We start from the raw sequence: 16,800 nt of genomic DNA on the forward strand, positions 1-16,800 counted from the left end.
CCGTGATAATTTATAGTTATAGACAGGCAACGGACATTAAAAGTTCCCGGTTGGCTGTATGAACTCTCAGGTTTCCAGTGAAGCGAATTCCCTGCTTTGCTATAAATTGACCTTAGCCTTCTTGCAAAAACCTGTTAATGACATTCCGGTTAGCATTTCTAACCGCCTTTTTCCTGAATACACAGCCAAAGAGACAACCCGTTCCCGCGCTGGAATCCGGCGACCTGAAAGCATTGAAACCGGAATGAATTGCGCCACCTACTTATTGACACACGTCAAATACATTTGGCTTTTTAGTCTTTAAACTGTTAATAAAAAGAACCGGTCAATCGGCTGTTTACCTGGATAGTCATCAATAGCGTCCAGCCAGATGAGCGGTAACCAATTCGAGAGTTAACATGAGTACAGCCCCCGTATGGGATACAGGTCTGATCAAAAAATACGACCTCAGTGGCCCAAGATATACGTCATACCCCACTGCCGTTCAGTTTCAGGAGGGGTTTAACCCCGGGCACTATGAGTCCAGCGCCCGGAGAAGCAGTGCGACCAATAATCCCCTGTCCCTTTATATACACATACCTTTCTGCAGCCACGTTTGCTACTACTGTGGCTGCAACAAGATAGTCACCAAGCACCGTTACAAAGCCAAAGAGTACCTCGACTACCTGTTTCGCGAGATCGACATGCAAGCCAGTCTGTTCGGCCAGGATCAGAGAGTAGAGCAGCTTCATTTTGGTGGTGGCACTCCAACGTTTCTGAGCCCGGACCAGATTTCTGCGGTGATGGACAAGCTAAGGTCCGTCTTTAACTTCAGCTATCAAAGTCATGCTGACTTTTCCATTGAGCTGGACCCCCGCGAGGTGGACTGGGTCATGATGTCCCGTCTGCGTGACGAGGGCTTTAACCGTATCAGCATCGGCGTACAGGATCTTGACGAGAAGGTTCAGCAAGCCATCAATCGGGTGCAACCCGAAGAGCAGGTTCAGTCTGTTCTGGATGCCGCCAGAACGATGGCTTTCAGGTCAGTGCATATGGATTTGATCTACGGCCTGCCTCATCAGACCGTTGACGGTTTCATGAGTACCGTAAACCGTGTGATCGGGATGGCACCAGACCGACTGTCATTGTTTAACTACGCTCACCTGCCACATCGCTTCAAACCACAGAGACGAATTAACGAGGCCGACCTGCCCTCTTCTGAGGAAAAGCTGGACATTCTGCATCAGGCCACCAAAAAGCTGGTAGCGCGAGGCTATGTCTTCATCGGTATGGATCACTTTGCCCTGAACGATGACGAGCTGGCCGTCGCCCAGGAAACAGGCACCCTGCACAGAAACTTCCAGGGCTATACCACGCACAGTCACTGCGACCTGATTGCCATGGGCGTTTCCTCTATCAGTAAGGTAGGCGGTGTTTATACGCAAAACCATGTCAGCATGGAGGCTTATCAAAACTCAATCAATGAAGCCCGCCTGCCGATCTACCGTGGTTTGACCATGAATCGTGATGATGAGATTCGTCAAAGTGTCATTAACCAACTGATCTGCCATTTCAAACTGAACTTTGCTGAAGTCGAAGAACGTTATGACCTCAAGTTCAGTGACTATTTCTCTGATGCACTGGAAGCACTGAGACCCATGGCCAACGATGGGCTGGTTTCTTTGAATGGTCAGGGGATTAAAGTCGAGCCCAGGGGCAAGATGCTGATCAGAAACATCTGCATGCAGTTTGATGGTTATTTCAAACAGCAGACACAACAACGGCAGAACCTTTATTCAAAGGTGATTTAACCTTGCTCAGGTAAATTAGCCCGCAGACATAGCGGGCTGAGCACGAAAAGCGTCTAATAAGCCACTGTCAGACTGATTGACTAGAAAGATCGTGTATAACCCAGTTGAAGGCCGTCACTGATACTACGACTGGATCGAATCAACGTATAATTCATGCTCAGAGCAGATTGCTCAGACATTTCGCCATGGTAGCCCAGACTCAGATACAACCCCGTGTCGTTGATCTCCTGAAACAGATGTTCTGACTGTCCGTGCCCCTCAGTGTCATTGACTGTATATTTGGACTTTTCACTCAATACAGTCTGCTGCTGATAGCCCGCAGAGAGCTTCAGGGCTGAGGGTTTATCCCCCATTTCATTCAGTAACACAAAGTCACTGCCCAACCGGACAACCCATTGGTCAAACGATTGCCCGCGCACAGCCATTCCTTCACCAGACAGACCTTTCTCTCTGAAGCTGTCCGACTCAGAATGATGGTAAAGAAACTCAACCATTGGCGTGACGGTAAGACCATTGAGCCAGTCATTCATGTCGATGTCATAACCCAGGGCGCCGTAAGCATTCCACTCTAAGCCTGAGCGATCAGCTCGCAGCCGATCACCCCCGGCCCGCTTACGCTGGCTGCTGTATTGTTTGGTAGCAACAGTCAGGGCTCCATCAAACTGCCATTGATCCCTCTGCCAAGACATGAACGGACCAAAATGTACAGATTCTACCGAGCCCGAGCCCAATTTCTGTTGGAAAACGGCTGACGTTTTACGGGTACCAAACATCAGGCCGACAATGGTATTTTCAGTGGCCTGACTAAAAACCCCGGCATTCAGCCCGTAACTGTTGGCGTTCATTTCTTCCAGGCCAGGCAGTGATGAATAATGGGATTTCGAGCCATAAGTTTGCACAAAGCTGTGCCACTGACTGCCGCCATCACTCTGCAACTGCTCTGTGATGGTCTGATTGCCTGCTTTCAACGTGTATTGATCCAAACTGGCACTATTAAGAAGAAAAGCCTGACCGCTGCGGTAGAAATCCATAATCTGGCGCAGATCACTCATCTGGTTGAACAATGCCTGAGTAGCAGCCATTTCCAGATGACGTGTCGCATTTAATGTCGCCTGAGCGCTGGGGCTCGGATGATAGAGCACCTCTCCGACTTCAGGCAGGGGCTCATTAATCGTTGACTGCAATGCACGACTGGCAGCCCCTTTCTCAACCTTAATGACCATCCACTTTTCCTGAGCACCTTTTACAGCCTCATTATGTTTTTCAGACTTCTCAGAACCTTCAGGGCTTTCAGGGCTCAGCGGGATATTATCTCTGGATTCTGATCCAGATTTCTCATCATGCCCGGCTTCTCCACCATCGCCACCGCCTCCGCCACCATCATCACTTTCAAGGAGCCTGAGAGTGACTTCATAAGGCTTGTCCTCACCGGGATTAAAAAAGGATACCGGTTCAACTATTAACGGAGCAGAGTTATCGTCACTGCCGTTATCCGGACTGAACAACCATTGACCAAGCCTATAGGAGAGCCCGCCAAGCCCCGTCCCCAGAAGGGCCGTTCCTCCGGTCACAAGTAAGGCCGGATCAATAGCCAGCACGGGCACAGGCAACACAACGGCTGCCAGCAGCATGACCAATACGAATGTTGATTTGAGTAATTTTTCGGCCATAATCCTTCCCCCGGAGTACTGATTGAATTCCTTCGGGGGACTATGACTGATTATTTTCAGGATTTGACTAACAGGGTTGTTATTTCAACAAACAGATGTACACAGCCCGTTTCCTAACGAAACTTTTGCATCACTGTGTAAACGTCTTCCTGAAGGAGCCAGGCACTCAGTTCTGCTTTCCTTTCCTCCAGTCTGGCTCGCCGGCTGTCTGTCCCAGTCTCTTTACCAATAGAAGAAGCCGCGATTTGCTCAGATTGACCCAGCTCTGCAAGCTCATGGTCAATGTTCTCCAGTTCACCCAGTACAGAGAGCACTTTCTGGTTGAGCTCTTGCTGATCGTTCATTTCTGGTTCATGATCTTCACGTCTCTGTTGCCCGAGCTCATCATTCTCATAATAATCCTCAAAGCTGCTCCAACTTTCAGGCCGGGTCGGTTCGTATTGCATACCATCATCAGAATGAGCTGCATCCTCCGACAAATCTGAAGACCCCCTTAAATCACCATAATTATCCCACTCCAGGTCTGGCAATCTATCGGGCGGCACCCGCGATGACGAAGGCATCGTTGTCGTCACGGGTGAATTCGTCAGAGAGATTTCTTTAAGCTCTTCCGATATTCCAAGATAATCACTGATGATGCCTTCCAGCTCCACCCTGCACTCTTCCAGCGCCATTGTTTTTAATCCACGATACCCCAGTTCAGCAACCAAATAAGTCCGAAAGGCCATCAACTCTTTGAAGTAAGCTCTGGAGCGTTGCTGTTCTTCTTTCAGGGCCAGGTGCCAGCTCTCAGGAGCTTCTTCGCCAGCCAGCTCGGTCTCCCAGTCCCGGTCATTGTCGTCTGAATCATCAATGCGGTAAATATAATCCAGAGGATCAGTCAACAGAGTTTCAAGACCTGTGCCCGGACGGGCTTCATTTTCATCAAGGGCAATGTACTTTTTAACCACTTCCAAAATTGTCAGGGCATACTCTTCATCAGGGGTATCAGACGGCTGCATTTCAGAACTCTGTCGCACAAACTGCACTTTCAGCTCTCTGATCTGGCTGGCATAGTCCTCTGACTTTTGCTGCTCCAGCAACAGTTCACTGCGCAGTCGGTCCAGCTCCCTGTCTTCAGGATCAACGTCAACCAGCACAGCAGGATGATTCTGCATTGACATGAGACTTCGTGACAGTTCTTCGGATTCCTCCCTTAATGCTTGCAGCAAGGTTTCAGCAGCCACCAACTCTTCTGCCAACTTGTCAGTCTCTTCAGAATCCCTGCCCTTTTGCAGCTCATTGAGCGTTTTCAGAGCTTCTACCAGCTTGACTTGAGTTTCCAGAGTCCTGGTCTGACTCTCTACCTCCCGGACTTTCAGTAGATAGCTCATCTCATGCAGCTGTTCGACCTGACGTTTGATAGCGACCATTTCCTGTCCAGTCATGACCGCCATCTCCTGCCATTCAGACTTTAGCCGTGACAGGGTCTGAGCAATCTCCTCAGCCTTAGTTTGAACCGATTCATGAACCCTTTGCAGAGACCCTTCGAGGAACATCAGCTGTTCATTAATCTCATTGAGTTTATCTTTCAGCTTCGGCAATGCCTGAGCATCGGCCTGAAGTTTTTCCTCAATGGTGTCAATGCCACCCAGCAGTCTCTGTAGCTGTTTAACCTCGCCCTGTGCTTTTGCAAGCTCATCAACTACTCTTTGGCGCACTTCTTTATCAACGCCTTTCGGTTTTGATCTGAGCATTTCAAGTTCGCCGGTCAGGGAATCCAGCCTGAATTGCAGTTTAGCCCTCGACTGTTCCACCTCTTCCAGCTTTAGCCTTCGTTCTTCAGACTCTATCATGGTCGACTCAAGCTGAATGGTGACTGCATTTGCCTCCTGCTTTTTGACGTTTAACTCTTCTGAAACCTGACCAAACGCCTCTTCAAATTGCTTGAGCCTCTCACTCATCTCATCAACCGATGAGTTCTTGCTGATCAACTCTTGCTGGAATCGTTTAGCAAGCGCCTGGCATTGTTCAGCTTCATATTTAGCCTGCCTGATTTGCTGTTGCCAGACCCTTTTTTTCTGACCCCGCTTGTTATTAAACTGAGCGGCTTCTTTCAGCAGCTTCTCATTCATACTGCTGAGCCCCTGAAACTGTAGCTCCAGATTATACTTTTGCTCTTCGACCTTTTTTAGCTGCTCTCTGGTATTCACCAAATCAGCGGTCAATTGATTCACGTGAGTCATAGCACTGGAGACAGGCCCCTGCATGGTTTGACTGCGAACGGTCTCCTGTTCTGCTTTGAGGTCAAGAACCTTCTGCTCTGAACTTTCCAGGGCGCTTTTTGTTTTCTGCAAAAGGTCACTAATTTCCCGGATCTCTCTGTTTCTATTCAGTATCTCTTCTCTCACGCGATCCAGTTCGGTTCTCAACTGCTGTTTCGAAAGCTTACCCTGACTGACATGCTCCTGAAGGCGGGTATGACTTTCCTGCAGCAATTTAAGCTCATACTTTTTCTCTTCAAGCTGATGCGCTGTCCTGACGAGCTCAGTCTGGTCTGTTTTTTTCTGATCCCTGAGACGCTGGATCTGCGCCTCCAGCGAAGCTTTTTCTTTGGCAACGTTTGCTTCCCACTGCTTAAAGCCATTGAGCTCCGCTTCCAGCACTTTTCTGGAAGAAGCCTCATGCTGTAAGTGAACTCTGGTTTCTGTAAGCAGTTCACCCTGAGCCTTAAGTTCTTTTTCAACATTCTTCAGACGCTGAGTCGACTGGTGTGCCTCTACCCAACGCGCCCTGACCATCTGCTCTTCCCGGGTGAGAAGAGCAACCTGCTCCCGATACAACCGATTCTCAGAAGCGATCTTTTCCGAGCTATTGATCAACAGGGCTTTCTCTTTTTGCAGTTTCTCCAGATCTGCCCCCAGTCGCCTTACCTGAATGTGCTGAGCAGCCTGATCATTCTCCAATTGGGTTTCCAGCTCCTTTTGTAACTCCTGACTGCTTACAAGCTGCGTTCGAACAGTATTTAGCTCACTAATAACAACCAGATATTCCTGAAAGTTTTTATCTTTATTCTGAATGGCAAGACTTAACTGATTCTCCAGAAACTGAACCCTTTCTAAAGCACTTTCCAAATGAGCTCTGCGGGTATCCGCTTCATCAGAAACCGTCTTGACCTCTCCTTCCAGGGATCGGACAGTCTGCTGAGTTTGGAAGAGCTGGTTTTGAATCGCCTGCTGAGCGTTTTCTGCATCGACAAGCATTCGCTCGGCTACCTTTAGTTTTCTCTGCAATGGCTTAATAGTGCCTCGCTCAACGGCTTTATTTTGCAGAATCAGTGCCTGAATATCGTTGGCCTGAAGGCTCTTCTGCCGATTCAGCCTTTCAAGCTCAATATCTTTTTCTTTAATCTTTTCAGTGAGTGTCCGTGCTTCACCTTCAAGGGCCATGACCTTTTCACGGGCAAGCTGAAGCTCTCCCCCTTTTTCAGTATCTTGCCAGTTCCTGAGAGCATCACTCAATCGTTCAACTTCTTCATTCACTCTCAGTGTCTCAAGATCAACGTTTTTGTGCCGCTCTGTCAGTACTCTTAACTCATCGCCCAGCTCTTTTTGACGTTGCTCGGCAAACCTGAGTTGTTCGATTAAATACTGCATCTCCTGAAAGTGTTCTTGCCCTGAGGCCAGATCCGATTTTTCCGGAAACAGCTGACTGGCCAACTCTGCTTTTCGCTGTCTCTCCAACGCCAGCTCTTCTTGTGTCTGATGGAGCGTTCTGTTCAGAGCCTCTGCACGTTCAGACTCTCTGATCTCCAGCTGTTCCCGAATAATTCTCTGGGGTTGTGCGTGTGTAACGACAAAATCAGTCAGTTGCTTTGAACGCGTTTCCAGCTCACCCGCATGAGTTCGAAGATAAAACAAATAGCCTACTCCCGTGCACACAGCTACTCCGGCAGCGACAGGAATAGAGACAGAAGCAGCCCCCGCTGCAAAGGCCCCAACGACCATAACCCCAGTCCCCTTGGCGATGGTGACAGCGATTCTCCGGCCATTCCAGATCGAGCTTTTCTGAAGTCTGGTGCGATGCGTCTCTTCAAGCTCAGCACACTCGGCCTCTTCGAGTTTTAATGATCTGAGTTTATCCAGCTCCAGCTCGCCCTTTCTGTCCATCAGGATTTTCTTTTCCCGTGGCGTAAGATCATTAAATGTCAGACCTTCTGCGTCAACGAGTTCCTCAAAGGTTCTGGGTTCAGCCTCTGGCACGGCTGGCCTAAAGAAAATCCCCGTCACTGAGCTGAACAGACTCATGGCGTAAATCTCCCTGATTTACGAAATTGTATTGAAAACAGTTATCGGCACATTGGCCGTGAAGAATATTTTTCTTTACTAATAGTTATTGATAGCGTTCACAGCGACCTCCATAAACCCTGTAGCTAAAGGTCCAACCTGCTGATCAAGGGCAATACTTTTTACCGCGAACTTATCGAAACCTGATAAGCATTTTCCGAAAAAAACCTTAAGTATGAAGGAATTACACTTTAGTCTCGGAAAGCACAGACTTACACTCAGATAACATTTTCAATAGAATGTGCAGCGATTTCGCCAATACGACTTTGAGGCCACTCAATGACGTCAAAGCCCAATGTACGACAGCCTGGCCATGTGGCCTGCAGAGACTGTAGTCTTAGCTCTCTCTGCCTGCCGCTGGCATTGAGTCTACAAGACATTGACCAGCTTGATCGCATCATCAAGCGAGGCCGCCCTCTCAAGAAGGGGGAACACCTGTTCCTGGAAGGAGACCCCTTTACCAGCGTCTTCGCTGTCCGCTCCGGGGCCATTAAGACCTATACCGCCACCAACGAAGGTGAGGAACAGATCACATCTTTCTACCTTCCCAGCGAGATACTGGGCCTGAGTGGTATGGATACTGACGTCTACCCTGTCTCTGCACAGGCTATGGAAACCACCATGATCTGTGAGATCCCCTTTGATCAGCTAGAAACCCTGTCCGACCGATTCCCAGAGTTGCGTCGTCATATGATGCGCCTGATGAGCAAGAAAATCCGGGAAGATCAGCAGATGATGATGCTACTGTCCAAGAAGAACGCCGATGAAAGGATTGCGACTTTCCTGATCAATCTGGCCAGTCGTTTTCGTCGCAGGGGGTTCTCATCTCAGTCATTCCGGCTGTCCATGTCCCGCAACGAAATGGGCAACTACCTGGGACTGGCTGTAGAAACCGTTAGCCGGGTATTTACCCGATTTCAAAAAAACGGCCTGATCTTCGCAGTGGGCAAAGAGATTGAAATCCGTGACCCGGTTCAATTATGCTCACTGGCGGGTGGAAAGTCTGTCGATTTGGAACAGATTATCTCCACCGCATAAGCTCGCCCGGAATGGACAGTAAGGCAAAAAAATGATCGTTGATGAAGCTTATCTGAAAGCACAGATTAGAACCGTTCCTGACTGGCCAAACCCTGGCATTTATTTTCGGGACGTTACCACGCTTTTCGAGAACCCCAAAGCCTGGCGGTCAGTCATGGACAGCCTCATTCATCGGTACATGAATGTTGAGTTTGACCGGATCGGTGCCCTTGATGCACGGGGTTTCCTGTTGGGCTCTGCGCTGTCGTATGCTTTGAACAAGCCACTGGTCTTATTCAGGAAAAAGGGGAAACTGCCCTTCCATACCGTCGCCCGGGATTATGAGCTCGAATACGGTACGGCGACCCTGGAAGTTCATTCAGACACCATTAAGAAAGGTGATAAAGTGATTCTGGTCGACGACCTGATCGCAACAGGCGGCACTTTGCTTGCGGCCAGTCATCTGGTCAAACAACTCGGCGGACAAATTCTGGAAGCGGCTGCCATCATGGACCTTCCGGATCTTGGAGGTTCAAAGACATTGAACGAAGCAGGAGTTCCGGTCTTCTCTCTGTGTGAATTTGAAGGGGAATAACCCCCCTTATTTGCTCTATCTGCATCAAACTCACTTCTACCCCTTCCACGGTGGCCTGATATTCGGTTTTATCGGAAATAACTTCAGGTGCTGCTGTGTTTTTCATGCTCTGAAGTGCTCCCTGGTTAAATTTTGCTGTACTTCAGATTTTTTTGAGTGCTACGATAATCTGAATAATGAAAATAATGCTCTAAAGCAAAGGAAATCCCGATGGGTATTTGTGCAAAGGAGCTGCGCCACTACGTTGTTCGCCCTACCCTGAAACATTTAAGAATGTGGAGCCCTACTGCAGAAAACCTGCTGCTGGGGACTGCCGCCAGAGAATCCGGGCTGGGTTTTCATCTTAAACAAGAACACCATCAGGCTTTGGGGATATTTCAAATCTCGCCCAGAATGCATCGCAACATCTGGGATCATTATCTGGCGAAGAAGGCCGACCTTTCCAGTTTGATCCGGGGGCTGGCCAGCCAGAGAGAATTTCTGGCTCATCCACACCTGGAATTAGCGACCAACCTCTCTTACGCAACAGCCATTGCCTGGATGATTTATTATCGAACCAATAAACCCATCCACAAAGTACCCCATGATGATGTCCATGCTCTGGGTAAGCTTTGGCATAATTACTACCACCGTCACCACCCCGGCCCCATCGAGAGCTTTGTGGCGAGCTACAAGACTTTAATAACGAATTCAATTGAGACAGAAGAGTCAGTATCAGAGAGTGTCAAGACTCCCTGATGCTGCTCTGTAGCGGACAATTTCGAGACAATGGGGGATGTTGCAAACGGTCATTGAATATAATCCCACAGGTCATTCCATTGCGGGTTTTCTTTTTCAATCAAATCAATCTTCCACTGGCGATTCCATTTCTTCAGCTGTTTTTCGCGGATGACGGCGGACTCCATCGTTTCACGCTGCCCAAAGTAAACCCGCATGTGAACGTTATGTTCTGCTGTAAAACCAGAAGCCAGGTCGTTTTTGCGTTGCCATATCCTCTGAATCAGGTGACTGGTTACACCAATATGCAGTGCTCCATTTCTCTTACTGGCAAGTATGTAAACGCAAGGTTACTTAAGCATTGATACTCCTTCGATCATCATTCTCGAAAAGGCGGGAATCATTCAGCTTGAGTTAATAAGCTTGCGGTCATACCTGCTGGCGAGTACTCACCCTCCCTTTTAAATCAAGATTCGTAACGAAATTGCCCCCTACAGAGCTGATGACGTCAGCTGGCCCGATCGCGCTTTTCTGCACACTTAATACACAGATCGGCGTATGGCATCGCGATCAGACGGGCTTCAATGATTTTGTCACCACAGCCGGTGCAGAAGCCGTAATCATCATGATTCATACGATCCAGCGCTTTGTTAACCAGGTTAAGTTCAGCCCGGGCATCATTACCCAGCTGGTCAATAACCTCATCATTTTCCCTCTCCTGCGCCTGTTCTGACCAATCGGCATTGGCCCTGCGAGTCATATCTTTACTGATGTTTCCGAGACGAACATTCAACTCATCTCTGCGAGACAATAACCAGACTTTAAGTTTCTCGTAATCAGCCATGGAAATCCCCTGAATAAATGTCGACGATTATTGTGTGTATAAACGACTGGATGCTATGTCCCTTCGCATTCTGTCCATTAGCTAAGCATAGCCACAGTTAACTATATTTCGACAGCTCATTCGCAACAGTCGCATGCAGCCCTGCGAAATTCGGGAGATATCCCTGATGCCTATCGTTAAACCTTTTATTATAATGTCCTCAATTTTCGGGTTCCTGCCCGTTTGACCATTATTCAGAGCTGTAAGTCACCCGGTTTAACCGCCCCCTTTCCGGGCTTTAAATGAAGTTGGGTACTTTGAGAGACAAGACAGAACCAAAATGCAGAGTCAGACAAAAAGCGCAAAAACCAACTTCAACAAGCTACAGAAACGCCTGAGACGAGAGGTTGGTCAGGCCATCGCTGAATACCACATGATTGAGGATGGTGACCGCATCATGGTCTGTCTGTCAGGGGGAAAGGACAGCTATACCCTGCTGGACATTATGCTGAATCTGAAGACCTATGCGCCGGTCAATTTTGACGTTATCGCAGTTAACCTTGATCAAAAACAGCCTGGCTTCCCTGAACATGTGCTGCCTGATTATCTTGAAAATCTGGGCGTTGAGTATCGCATTGTCGAAGAAGATACTTACTCCATTGTCAAAGAGAAGGTGCCTGAAGGAAAAACCACGTGCGCACTCTGCTCACGCCTGCGCCGGGGCATTCTCTACCGCACAGCCAGCGAGCTGAAAGCCACCAAGATTGCCTTAGGCCACCACCGGGATGATATTTTAGAAACTCTGTTCCTGAACATGTTCTATGGCGGCAAGATGAAAGCCATGCCGCCCAAACTGGTTAGTGACGACGGTCAGCACACGGTTATCCGCCCTCTGGCCTTCTGCCGTGAAAGAGATATTATCCGTTTCTCCGGGTTCAAAGCATTTCCGATTATCCCCTGTAACCTCTGCGGCTCTCAGGAAAACCTTCAGAGGCAAGCGATCAAAGCTATGTTCACTGATTGGGACAAGCGCTTCCCCGGCAGAATGGAAAGTATGTTCAGAGCTCTGAGAAACGTAGCTCCCTCCCATCTGGCAGACAGCTCATTATTTGATTTCAGAAATCTGGTGGCGGATGGCCAGCCTGCTGAAGAGGGTGACACAGCATTTGACCCGGTGGATGTACCTCTGACCTTCAGGGATCAAAACGATGAAGATGAAAAGCCTGAACAAGCCTCCATTGTAAATTTGATTAACCTTTAGGCTTATCAGGCAAGATCGGACAGTTTTTACTGGCAAAGTTCCCGTAATAACGGATTCCCCTGATCCTGCCCCATGCCCCCCCTGACTGAACAATCTTCTGTTTTCAATGGCGTGCTTCGCTATTTATACAATCCCTCCGGTATGCACCGGAGGGAGTCGTTTGCTGAGGCATTAGCAGTATCATTAGATGCATTATTACCAAAGTCATCCATCAATTAATACTGATCCGTTAAAGGCTTTTCCAGATCGAACTTTAGTAAATCGTTACTCTCAATCATGAATATCAACTCTTCTATGTAATCGATCCCTCTTGAGGAATAGGCATGAAGTCCATGTGCCAGCATCGGACCGGTAACTGGCTTCCCCATGGATCTTCTTTTTGAGCGCAGCTCCCTCAAACCTTCATAATGATGGCTGGTATTGAGATTGTGCATGTAAGACCGAACCGATGCAGCCATTGAAGAAAACTTCCTGACCTCGTAAGTCGCACCTTCCGGACGCTCACCGGGAATAACACCACAGCCCGGAGTAAAACACCACTGGCCAAAGTAATTGTTGGCTTCAACGGCAAACCTTGAAGTCCCCCAGGCCGACTCGTTAGCTGCCTGCACCAAAGCAAGAGAGACCGGAATCTCATCCGCCCTACTCAACAGGTCGTCATAAAAATCATCACTGACTCTAAACTCTTCATCCACCCTGAATTTTCTGGCAATATCAAATAACCACTTTTCTTCGGCTTCATGCAGAGTCGATTTGTCTCTTAGCATTTTAATTTCCTGACGGATACCCGCCAGACGCTCATTCTCTTCATCAACCATTTGCTTGATGAAGCCAAAGAAGTGACTTTTCTTCTTGTTGACGTCTTCGATGGAGGCAAAATCAGGAATATCCTTTTGAACCTTTTTCTTAACCTCCTCCTTGCTGATCTTTTTTACCTGTTCTACTGCGGGCTCTTTAACAGGCTGAAAATCTTTGTTATACCAGCTTGCCAGAGCGACAAGTCCCGCCAGTAGCAAAAGAAAATAACGATCAATTTTATTCATCATGGTATTAGCAATACTCCTGAGCCAGCTTGGCAAAAACGACTCTTTCCACACAATACTTCAACAAAAACGGCACCGCCTCAGAGGCATTTAATCACTCCGGAGTTCTATCATACTAGCCCCCTGACCTTACGATCCACCTAACCTGTCATGACCTAAGCTATCAGGTGGCTGATAAGGTGCTAAATAATTGCCGTATTATTCAATAAATAACCTGCCTTTGGACGATATTACTTTACATCGTGTTAGAAATAATTAGACACTGAAATCAAGGCTATCAAACGATCCTGTTGAACAGGAAGAACCGATGCCTGACGCAGTGAATAATAACAACATATTAGCCGCTGTTTTGTAGCTGATTACAAAGTTCAATGTAAGGATTACCAGCTACTGGTACAGCCATAATGGAGGTTGCACCATGATATTAAGTCATTTTTGGGGACTTCTCTCTCGTCCCGAAGAAGAGTGGAGCATTATTCGAGAGCACCCTCCCGGTATTCTTCGCCTCTACCTGGGTCAGGTCATCTGGCTGGCGGCCCTGCCAGCCATATGTACTTATCTGGGAACGACTCGAACCGGTTGGACAGTCCCCGGCAGTGATCAGGTCATCAAGTTAACAGAAGCCAGTGCTGCTTACATGGCATTTTTTGCCTGGCTGGCCATACTGGCCGGTGTTGCTGTTATGGGTGCATTCATCCAATGGATGGCAGAAACCTTTGGCAGCAAGCCCACCATGACACAGAGTGTTGCATTTAGCTGCTACACAGCTGCACCACTCTTCCTGGCGGGCTTCTGCGGACTTTATCCCTCTATCTGGTTGACTATCGTCGCAGGCACCATTGCCACTTCCTGCTCTGCATGGATGTTGTATTCTGGTCTGCCAACCTTTATGCGAATACCCAAAGAGCAGGGATTTGTCTATGCCAGCTCAGTGCTTTGTATCGGGCTGGTTGTTTTGGTCTCTATTATGATCACCACTGTTATTTTCTGGGGCATGGGTGTAGGCCCTGAATACATTCAAGCTCACTAAAACTTCAGCGTCAGGCCAGATGAATTAAGTCATATCATCTGGAAGCGACGCCCTGAACCCTGTCTGATTATTCCAATAAGCAAGCTGTACAGATACAATTTCCCTGATCTATCCTCTGGAAAGTTTTTCAAATCAGTTAGTTTATGTCGAATACACAATGTCTCTATTTGCCTGCCATTGAGTTACGGGTCAGTGAGCTTTACTGCCTGGCTGAGCGGCACTTTCTTAAACAATTTCCGCGTCCACAGATCAGCCTCAATTTAAGAGGTGAAACCGCCGGTCAGGCTTGGACAGAAAAAAACCTGTTACGCCTCAACAAGCAACTATTTAAAGAAAACCAGGAGCATTTTCTGACGCATACCGTGGGCCATGAAGTCGCACACCTCATTGCTCACCAACTGTTTGGCAGAAAAATCCGTCCCCATGGCAGGGAGTGGCAATGGATTATGGAAGAGGTTTTCAGACTGCCGGCCCGTAGAACGCACAGCTACAACACCAGCAATACCAGTAAAAGGCCATTTTTGTATAGTTGCAGCTGTAAAGGAAAGACCATCCCACTCAGTACCATCCGCCATAACAGGGCAGTAAAAGGTACCGTCTATCTCTGTACCCAGTGCCGGGAACCTTTGAAGTTCGTTGAGAGAATCAGCGTTTGAGAACCTGTACTTCAGTGGCAATTTAAGAGTGGTGAAACCACTCTTTTTTGAGAGGGAACTTCTCTTATCACGAAGCAATAATTGCACGGCTGGTTAACCCGGCATCCAATGCTACCATCACCTTCTGAACAGGTTCTTCAGTTAACTTCTCGCCAGTCCAATAATCGCGCCAATACACCGGCTGATCGGAGGTCAATGCCACCTCCCTGGCGTTCTCGTTGTAGTTGAATAAACAGTGCAGCTTTTTACCCTCTGTTAAAGCAAGAGAAGCATGATGTAAAGACAGTGAAGTAAATTGGGCGGCGTCCTGACTGTAACGATGGCGCAGTATCAATTTGCTTAATGTCTTTTTAGCAAAGGGAGTGAGATCAGGCAGCGGATCGCCCGAAAGCAAAAGCCCACCGCTGGCAAGTAAGACATTACGATGAAAGTCGTAATTACAACGATCCGTTGATTGATTAGCAAGCGAAACAAATGTGCCGCAATCAGGATCGATTTGCCACAATTTACGATGCTGCCAACTACGATAGAAGGTTTCTTTTGCAATTTGCTCAAACCGCTGAGCGTTCCGCTCCACATCGTCAGAGACTCTCATGGCATCTACAAGTCCCAGAGATGGCCACATGGGTGCGTTACACCCGAGTAACAAAGCATTTTGAGCGCCTTCCGCTATTGCCTCCATCCCCATTCGGTAAGCCTGCACTCCGGTGACGCCTCTCTGATAACGTTTTCCTTTAAGCGCTCCCCAATAATTGGCATCGAGTTTAAACAGCTCGACACCCCACTCTTCTCGCATGGTTCTGACCAGGTGAGTTAAATGAGCTAGTACTTCGGGGTTGGATGTATCCAGTACATACCAGGGGGTACAACGCCAGCCTCCGTACGTCACATCTTCGGCTTTGAGGAGATCACCGTTATGATGGCGGACAAACCATGATGGATTCTGTTCAAACAGTTGCGACTCAGGCTGAGCAATAAAAGGAGCAAGCCAAATCGCCGGTTTTTTTCCTTTGCGCCTGATATCCGCAATTAATTCTTTCACTCCTCCGGAAAATTTATCCGAAGGAGACAACCAGTCGCCCATAAACGCCTGATAACCATCATCCAGCAGCACCCACTCCAGGCTACCAAGATCACCTGCCATTAGATTGAGATTCTGGCGAATGTTGTCTCCGGTGACATCAGCATAATAGGCATACCAAGAGCACCAGCCGATGGGTGCTGGTTGCCCGACGCCTGCCCTTGCGGGGTGATGCTGAGCGATCAACTTTGCGTATTGTTGATACAGCTGAGATAAAGAATCTCCACTTAGCACAACGACTGACTCCAGCTCTTTGCTGCCAGAGTCCCGAGGAGAAGTTCCTTCCCCATCAATGCATGCCGATATCATAATACCGCTCTCACCATTGACTACTTCGAAGTAGCCCGCATAGCGATAACAGCGGGTAAAACCAAACAAGGTATACTCCGCTGAACCTTCAATAATCAGGTAGTTGTAATAACGCTTTCTCTGCTGTTCCCCATAAATCCGATAACTACTGTCGTTATCCGGGCATCGACCAACATCGACCGGCTTGTCAAACGTCCCTGTGGTTTGTGCCAGCATTTGAAAGCCATCACCCAGCAAAGTCGCACTGAACTCAAAATCAAACTCACTGGTAAATAGCTGGTAATTGTCTGGTATTGGATTGTCATGCAAACCGTTATAACAAAAGGTCACTTCATTTTCACAAATGTTATCCAGCAAGTCTGGATTATTCACTGTGAGCTCTCTGTGACACGGCAAATGAATGGTATGAGACATATGAACCTGTTTAAAGCTGGCAAAAAACCCATAGCGTCATTTGACGAGCTCCCATGCTCAAGCTTAGAA

13 protein-coding genes are annotated in these 16,800 nt (G+C 48.0%); 7 read left to right on the forward strand and 6 right to left on the reverse strand.

Annotated elements, in window-relative coordinates; all coding sequences use genetic code 11:
• The first annotated feature begins 398 nt into the window (after positions 1 to 398).
• Entirely contained in the window at positions 399 to 1,790 is a 1,392-nt protein-coding gene (gene hemN, locus KDK19_RS09645) for an oxygen-independent coproporphyrinogen III oxidase (protein ID WP_257253263.1), read from the forward strand.
• Positions 1,791 to 1,870: 80 nt separating this feature from the next.
• Here hemN and KDK19_RS09650 read toward each other — a convergent pair whose 3' ends face one another.
• Together KDK19_RS09650 and KDK19_RS09655 are read right to left on the reverse strand one after the other, a co-directional pair.
• Positions 1,871 to 3,460 (reverse strand): autotransporter domain-containing protein, encoded by a 1,590-nt coding sequence (locus tag KDK19_RS09650; protein ID WP_257280567.1) that lies wholly within the window; start codon positions 3,458 to 3,460, stop codon positions 1,871 to 1,873.
• A gap of 113 nt (positions 3,461 to 3,573) precedes the next feature.
• Positions 3,574 to 7,746 carry a hypothetical protein gene (locus KDK19_RS09655; RefSeq protein WP_257291829.1) on the reverse strand — a complete coding sequence of 1,391 codons (4,173 nt, stop codon included), beginning with the start codon at positions 7,744 to 7,746 and terminating at the stop codon, positions 3,574 to 3,576.
• Between the two features lie 318 nt (positions 7,747 to 8,064).
• Here KDK19_RS09655 and fnr point away from each other — a divergent pair, with 318 nt between their 5' ends.
• The 3 genes from fnr to KDK19_RS09670 all read left to right on the forward strand — a co-directional run bounded on the left by fnr (position 8,065) and on the right by KDK19_RS09670 (position 10,135).
• Complete coding sequence (fnr, locus tag KDK19_RS09660) at positions 8,065 to 8,823, forward strand: fumarate/nitrate reduction transcriptional regulator Fnr (RefSeq protein ID WP_257253260.1); 759 nt, start codon at positions 8,065 to 8,067, stop codon at positions 8,821 to 8,823.
• A 31-nt stretch (positions 8,824 to 8,854) separates the two neighbouring features.
• Positions 8,855 to 9,397 (forward strand): adenine phosphoribosyltransferase, encoded by a 543-nt coding sequence (locus tag KDK19_RS09665; protein ID WP_257253259.1) that lies wholly within the window; start codon positions 8,855 to 8,857, stop codon positions 9,395 to 9,397.
• Positions 9,398 to 9,607: 210 nt separating this feature from the next.
• Entirely contained in the window at positions 9,608 to 10,135 is a 528-nt protein-coding gene (locus KDK19_RS09670; RefSeq protein ID WP_257253258.1) for a hypothetical protein, read from the forward strand.
• A gap of 50 nt (positions 10,136 to 10,185) precedes the next feature.
• Here KDK19_RS09670 and KDK19_RS09675 read toward each other — a convergent pair whose 3' ends face one another.
• Both KDK19_RS09675 and KDK19_RS09680 read right to left on the reverse strand, forming a co-directional pair.
• A complete protein-coding gene (locus KDK19_RS09675; RefSeq protein ID WP_257253287.1) occupies positions 10,186 to 10,452 on the reverse strand; it encodes a GIY-YIG nuclease family protein in 267 nt (88 codons plus the stop codon).
• A gap of 170 nt (positions 10,453 to 10,622) precedes the next feature.
• The gene (locus tag KDK19_RS09680) at positions 10,623 to 10,958 is read right to left on the reverse strand and encodes a TraR/DksA family transcriptional regulator (protein ID WP_257253257.1); all 336 of its coding nucleotides are present in this window, start codon (positions 10,956 to 10,958) and stop codon (positions 10,623 to 10,625) included.
• 319 nt (positions 10,959 to 11,277) lie between these two features.
• On the opposite strand from KDK19_RS09680, the gene ttcA reads away from it, so the two are divergent.
• Positions 11,278 to 12,198, forward strand: a complete 921-nt coding sequence (gene ttcA, locus KDK19_RS09685; protein ID WP_257253256.1) for a tRNA 2-thiocytidine(32) synthetase TtcA — start codon at positions 11,278 to 11,280, stop codon at positions 12,196 to 12,198.
• 215 nt (positions 12,199 to 12,413) lie between these two features.
• Here the strand turns inward: ttcA and KDK19_RS09690 are convergent, their stop codons facing one another.
• Positions 12,414 to 13,244, reverse strand: a complete 831-nt coding sequence (locus KDK19_RS09690) for a glucosaminidase domain-containing protein (RefSeq protein ID WP_257253255.1) — start codon at positions 13,242 to 13,244, stop codon at positions 12,414 to 12,416.
• 415 nt (positions 13,245 to 13,659) lie between these two features.
• Between KDK19_RS09690 and KDK19_RS09695 the strand changes: the two genes are divergently transcribed.
• Both KDK19_RS09695 and KDK19_RS09700 read left to right on the forward strand, forming a co-directional pair.
• Positions 13,660 to 14,271 (forward strand): Yip1 family protein, encoded by a 612-nt coding sequence (locus tag KDK19_RS09695; protein ID WP_257253254.1) that lies wholly within the window; start codon positions 13,660 to 13,662, stop codon positions 14,269 to 14,271.
• A gap of 143 nt (positions 14,272 to 14,414) precedes the next feature.
• Positions 14,415 to 14,927 (forward strand): SprT family zinc-dependent metalloprotease, encoded by a 513-nt coding sequence (locus tag KDK19_RS09700; protein ID WP_257288636.1) that lies wholly within the window; start codon positions 14,415 to 14,417, stop codon positions 14,925 to 14,927.
• A 67-nt stretch (positions 14,928 to 14,994) separates the two neighbouring features.
• On the opposite strand, the gene KDK19_RS09705 is transcribed toward KDK19_RS09700, so the two are convergent.
• On the reverse strand, positions 14,995 to 16,689 hold the full coding sequence (locus KDK19_RS09705; RefSeq protein ID WP_257280566.1) for an alpha-galactosidase: 1,695 nt from the start codon (positions 16,687 to 16,689) through the stop codon (positions 14,995 to 14,997).
• Between the last annotated feature and the right edge of the window lie 111 nt (positions 16,690 to 16,800).

The sequence above is a fragment of the Endozoicomonas sp. ONNA1 genome (assembly GCF_024606325.1).
Classification (GTDB): Bacteria; Pseudomonadota; Gammaproteobacteria; order Pseudomonadales; family Endozoicomonadaceae; genus Endozoicomonas_A.